The organism is Ramlibacter sp. (assembly GCF_035706265.1).
GTDB lineage: Bacteria > Pseudomonadota > Gammaproteobacteria > Burkholderiales > Burkholderiaceae_C > Ramlibacter.
On sequence record NZ_DASSVG010000364.1, the window covers coordinates 1 to 5,576 of the forward strand.

At 70.9% G+C, this 5,576-nt stretch carries 4 protein-coding genes and 1 pseudogene; all 5 read right to left on the reverse strand.

From position 1 onward, the window contains the following. Window positions 1-2,008: response regulator (locus VFM98_RS13235; RefSeq protein WP_325110386.1), on the reverse strand; the 2,008-nt coding region annotated here is incomplete at its 3' end. A gap of 59 nt (window positions 2,009-2,067) precedes the next feature. Then, window positions 2,068-2,472, reverse strand: a complete 405-nt coding sequence (locus tag VFM98_RS13240; protein WP_325110387.1) for a RidA family protein — start codon at window positions 2,470-2,472, stop codon at window positions 2,068-2,070. Beyond that, on the reverse strand, window positions 2,469-3,632 hold the full coding sequence (locus VFM98_RS13245; protein WP_325110388.1) for an acyl-CoA dehydrogenase family protein: 1,164 nt from the start codon (window positions 3,630-3,632) through the stop codon (window positions 2,469-2,471). Before VFM98_RS13245 ends, VFM98_RS13240 begins: the two co-directional genes overlap by 4 nt. A 65-nt stretch (window positions 3,633-3,697) precedes the next feature. Then, window positions 3,698-4,558, reverse strand: a complete 861-nt coding sequence (locus tag VFM98_RS13250; protein WP_325110389.1) for an enoyl-CoA hydratase family protein — start codon at window positions 4,556-4,558, stop codon at window positions 3,698-3,700. Beyond that, window positions 4,542-5,576, reverse strand: a pseudogene (locus VFM98_RS13255) (bifunctional salicylyl-CoA 5-hydroxylase/oxidoreductase); the annotation flags it as partial. The gene VFM98_RS13250 and the pseudogene VFM98_RS13255, both read right to left, overlap by 17 nt.

A 5,576-nucleotide genomic window follows, 5' to 3' on the forward strand; every position in this document is an offset into this window, starting at 1 on the left:
CCAGGCTGGCGCGGCTCGCGTCCTTGAAGCCGTACATGGCCAGGCTGCCGGCCAGCTTGTGGGCCGTGACGCGCACCGTCTCGCGCTCGCCCTCGCGCGCCGCGTCCACCAGTGTCTGGGCCAGCTTGCGGCGCGAGGACAGGAATTCGGGCATCAGGTGCATCAGCCCCGGCTCCACCCACACCCGGCCCGGCGGCGCCACCGGCGGGGCGACCCCCTCGCCGCCGAGCGACAACGGCACCGGCGACGACACCGCGTGCACCACCGACGGATCCTCGCGCCGCAGCACCGCCAGCACTTCCTCGCGCGAGGCGGGCTTGGCGAGGTACAGGTCGAAGCCGGCCTCCACGCAGGCCTTGCGGGTGGCTTCGTCATCGTAGGCGGAGAAGGCCGCCAGGAAGCTGGGCGCCTCGCCGCGCCCGCGCTGCAGCGCGCGGATCTCGCGCGCCGCCTCCAGGCCGCCCATCACCGGCATCTGCAGGTCCAGGAAGATCACGTCCGGCCGCGACGCGCGCACCAGCTCCAGCGCATCGCGCCCGTTGACGGCCGTGCGCACCGCCAGCGGCGGGCTGGGCAGCAGGCTCTTGAGCACCACGATGTTGTATTCGTCGTCGTCCACCACCAGCACGGAGAGTTCCGGCAGCGCCTCGGCCTTGCGCGCGGGCTGCGGCAGGCCGGCCGGCGCGGCCTCGGGCTGCGGCGCCGGCAGCGGCGCGCGCCAGGGCGGCAGCCGCAGCGTCAGCGTGGTGGTGCCGTGGCGCGACTGCATCGCCAGCTCGCCGCGCTGCACCTGCGCCATCAGGCGGGCCGAATAGGCGCCCAGGCCCATGCCGCCGCTCTTGCCGTGGGTGGCGTACTTCTCGAAGAAGCGGCCCCGGACTTCGGGGGGCACCTCGCCGGCGTTGGAGATCATCAGCGCCACCGATTCGCCGCCCGGCCCGGGCGCGAGCCGCAGCTTCACGCGCACGTCGGAACCTTCGGCGGCCGCCTCCAGCGCATTCTTCAGCAGGTTGGCGATGGTGGAATAGCAAAGCAGTTCCTCGCCTTTGGCATACAGCGGCTCCGGCGGCAGCTCGATGACCAGCCGGACCTTCTTGGAGCGCGCATGCGGGTGCAGTTCGCGCGCCACCGTGTTCACCAGGCCCGCCAGGTCCACCGCCTGCGCGCGCAGACGGTAGGTGCCGGCCTCCATGCGGTACAGGTCCAGCGACAGGTTGACCATGCTCAGCACGCGCAGCGCCGCTCGCTCCACGGTGCCGAGCAGTTCGTCCTCCACCGGATCCGGCGGACGGCGTTCGCGCAGCAGCCGCGGCACCGAGGCGATGCTCGCCAGCGGCGTCTTGAGGTCGTGGCGCGCGATGCGCTCCACCTCCTCGCGCACGCGGAAGGCCTCGCGCAGCGCCTTGTTCTGGTCCTCCAGCTGGCGGATCAGCGTGTCGAGGTGCTCGCGCTGCTCGGACTCCTTGGCATGCTGCGCCTCGGCGATGCGCGAGTACAGGTTGGCGAAGATCACCACCAGTGTCAGCGTGACGGCCACCCGCGCCGTCAGCGCCGGCCCGATGTGCATCCAGGCCAGCGGGACCGTCATCGCCACCATCGCGATGTTGAACAGGTTGGCCTGCCGCACCGGCAGCATGAAGTGGAACAGCAGGATGCCGGGATAGACCCAGAAGATGCCGATCAGGCCGTTGTCGTGGATCGCGGTGGCCAGCCCCACCATGGAGGCGGCGAAGATCGCCCAGACCGGCACCAGGGGCACGCCGCCGCGCGCGATCGCGAAGGCGTTGACCAGCAGGCACACCATGAAGGCGCTGGTCGCCAGCCCGAGCAGCACCCGGCCCTGGATGAAGTTGTTGACGGTGAAGGGGCCGAGCAGCACCGTGCCGGCGATCGCCAACCCGAGGAAGATCTTCTGCCGGTGCGCCTCGACGAAGCCCTGTGCGAACTCGCGCACGGGCTTCTCCTCGTCGTCGTTCGGCGGCCAGCGGGAAGGCAGGTCCTCTTGCACGGGGCGGGCTCCAGGGTCGGACCCCATTATCGGGGGCAACCGCCGGGCTGGCGCGCGCCTCAGGCCTCGGGCAGGACGGCGGTCGCCTCGATTTCCACCTTGGCCCGGTCCTCGATCAGGGCGCGGACCTCCACCGCCGTCATCGCCACGGCGTAGTTGCCGATGATCTCGCGGAAGGCCTGGCCGATCTCGCGCCCGGCGGCGAGGTACTCGCGCTTGTCGGTGACGTACCACGTCATGCGCACCACGTGCTCGCCGCTGCCGCCCGCCGCACGCAGCACCTCGGCCAGGTTCTGCAGCGCCTGGCGGGCCTGGGCGCCGAAATCGTCGCTGGCGAAGCGCCCATCGGCGTCCCAGCCGATCATGCCGGCGACGAACAGCATCCGTCCCTGGGCCACGACGCCGTTGGCGTAGCCCTTGGGGCGGGGCCAGCCCTCCGGGAGGACGGCTTGGTGGAAGCTCATGCGCGCATCTCCTTCAACAGTTCGCGGCCGACGATCAATTGCTGCACCTCGGTGGCGCCTTCGTAGATGCGCAGGGCCCGGATCTCGCGGTAGAGGCTTTCCACGGCGACGCCCTGCTTCACCCCGAGGCCGCCGTGCAGCTGCACCGCCGCGTCGATCACCTGCTGCGCGCCTTCGGTGGCGGCCAGCTTGGCCATCGCCGCCTCCTTGGTGATGGTGCGGCCCTGGTCGCGCAGCCAGGCGGCGCGCCACACCAGCAGGGCCGCGCTGTCCACCGTGGTGGCCATCTGCGCCAGCTTCGCCTGCGTGAGCTGGAAATCGGCCAGGGCCTGGCCGAACATCTTGCGTTGCGTGGCATGGGCCAGCGCTTCGTCCAGCGCCCGGCGCGCGAAGCCCAGCGCCGCCGCGGCCACCGAGGTGCGGAACACGTCGAGCGTGCGCATCGCCAGCTTGAAGCCCTCGCCCGGCGCGCCGAGGCGCTGCGCCAGCGGCACGCGGCAGTCCCGGAAGCGCAGGCGCGCCAGCGGGTGCGGCGCGATGACGTCGATGCGTTCGGCGATCTCCAGCCCCGGCGTGCCGGCCTCGACCACGAAGGCGGAAATGCCGCGCGATCCCGGTGCCTCCCCGGTGCGACAGAACACCACGTAGAAGTCCGCGATGCCGCCGTTGGAGATCCAGGTCTTCTCGCCGTCGATCACCGCGTGCTCGCCCTCGATGCGGGCGGCGCACTGCATGGCGCCGACGTCGGAGCCGGCCTCGGGCTCGGAGAGGGCGAAGGCCGCGATCGCCTCGCCGCGCGCCACCCGCGGCAGGTAGCGCTCCTTCTGTTCGGCCGTGCCCTGCAGGCTGATTGCGCCGGAGCCCAGTCCCTGCATGGCGAAGGCGAAGTCCGCCAGGCCGTTGTGATACGCCAGGATTTGCCGGGCGAGGCAGATCGCGCGGGTGTCGATGGTGTCGGCGTGGCCCCAGGGCGTGCCGCCGACGGCGTGCCGCAACCAGCCGGCGTCGCCCAGGTGGCGTACGAGGCGACGGCAATCCGCATCGACGTCCAGGCCGTGCACGCCGGCCACGTGGGTCGCGGCCCAGGTCTCGAGTTCGGCGGCCAGGGCGCGATGGCTGTCCTCGAGGAAGGGCCAATCGAGATAGGCGTTGTCCACCATTTCAGTTCCCCCTCACCCCGGCCCTCTCCCGCAAGCGGGCGAGGGAGAAGACAGACTTCGTCATTTCAATTCCCCTCGAAGCGCGGCTTCTGCTTCGCCACGAAGGCCTCGTAGGCGCGGCGGAAGTCCTGGGTCAGCATGCACAGGGCCTGGGCCTGCGCCTCCGCCTCGATCGCCTGCTCCAAAGTCATGGCCCATTCCTGGTGCAGCATGGTCTTGGTGATGCCATTGGCGAAGGTGGGGCCCTGCACCAGATCGCGCGCCATCGCCTGCGCCTGCTCCAGCAGGTGCTCGGGCAGGCACAGCTTGTTGAAGAAGCCCCAGCGCTCGCCCTCCTCGCCCGTCATGGCACGGCCGGTGTAGAGCAGCTCGCTCGCCCGCCCCTGGCCGATGATCCGCGGCAGCATGGCGCAGGCGCCCATGTCGCAACCGGCGAGCCCGACCCGGTTGAACAGGAAGGCGGTCTTGCTGCGCGCGGTACCCAGGCGCAGGTCGGAGGCCATGGCGACGATCGCGCCGGCGCCGGCGCAGACCCCGTCGACGGCAGCCACGATCGGCTGCGGGCAGGCGCGCATGGTCTTCACCAGGTCACCCGTCATGCGCGTGAACATCAGCAGCTCCGGTGCCTGCAGCCGCACCAGCGGGCCGATGATCTCGTGCACGTCGCCGCCGGAGCAGAAGTTGTCGCCCGCGCCCGCGATCACCACCGCGTGCACGTCTGTCGCGTACTTCAGCTGCCCGAACAGGTCGCGCAGCTCCGCGTACGAGTCGAAGGTGAGCGGGTTCTTGCGCTCGGGGCGGTTCAGCGTGACAGTGGCCACCCCCTCCTGCACCTGCCAGAGGAAATGCTGCGCGCGGTAACCGGCGAGCGCCTTGCGGTTGCCCGCCGCCAGCGCGGGATCGACGCGCTCAGTTGAATCGTTCATTCGGGGTCTCCTGGGCCTGGGCCTTTTCGCGTTCGAGGTTGCGTTCGAGCTGGGTCTTGCCGGACAGGTACTGCTTCGGCCATTCGAGTTCGCGGTAGCCGATCCTGGCCGCCTCCAGCAGCGCCCACGCCGGGTTGGCGAGATGCGGCCGCGCGATCGCGCACAGGTCCGCGCGGCCGGCCGCGATGATGCTGTTGACGTGGTCGGCTTCCGAAATCGCGCCGACGGCCATCGTCGCGATGCCGGCTTCGTTGCGGATGCGGTCGGCGAACGGCGTCTGGTACATGCGGCCGTACACCGGCTGCTGCTTGCGGCTCACCTGGCCCGAGGAGCAGTCGATGAGGTCGGCGCCGGCGGCCTTGAAGGCGCGCGCGATCTGCACCGCGTCGTCGGGCGTGATGCCGCCCTCCACCCAGTCGTGCGCCGAAATGCGCACCGACATCGGCTTGTCCTGCGGCCACACCGCGCGCATGGCGCGGAACACTTCCAGCGGATAGCGCAGCCGGTTCTCGAGCGGACCGCCGTAGTCGTCGGTACGCTGGTTGGTCAGCGGCGAGATGAAGCTGGAAAGCAGGTAGCCGTGGGCGCAGTGCAGCTCCAGCCAGTCGAAGCCGGCTTCGGCGGCGAAGCGGGCGCTGCGCACGAAGTCTTCGCGCACGCGGTCCATGTCGGCACGGGCCATGGGGCGCGACCAGTCGCTCACGCCGTCGATGTACTGCTGCGGCGAGGCGGACAGCAGCGGCCAGTTGCCTTCGGGCAGCGGCAGGTCCTCGCCTTCCCAGGGCACGCGGGTGGACCCCTTGGGCCCGGCGTGTCCGAGCTGCATGGCGATCTTCGCGTCGGTGTGGGCGTGCACGAAATCGACGATGCGCTTCCAGCCCTCGCGCTGCTGCGCGTTCCACAGCCCCGGGCAGCCGGGCGTGATGCGGGCATCGGGGCTGGTGCAGGTCATCTCCGCCACCACCATGCCGGCGCCGCCCATGGCGCGGGCGCCGAGGTGCACCAGGTGGTAGTCGGC

What these genes read in the sequence shown, in the direction of transcription:
- VFM98_RS13240 (WP_325110387.1), bottom strand. Translation starts at nt 2,472, where the DNA reads ATGAGCTTCCACCAAGCCGTCCTCCCGGAGGGCTGGCCCCGCCCCAAG.
- VFM98_RS13245 (WP_325110388.1), bottom strand. Translation starts at nt 3,632, where the DNA reads ATGGTGGACAACGCCTATCTCGATTGGCCCTTCCTCGAGGACAGCCAT.
- VFM98_RS13250 (WP_325110389.1), bottom strand. Translation starts at nt 4,558, where the DNA reads ATGAACGATTCAACTGAGCGCGTCGATCCCGCGCTGGCGGCGGGCAAC.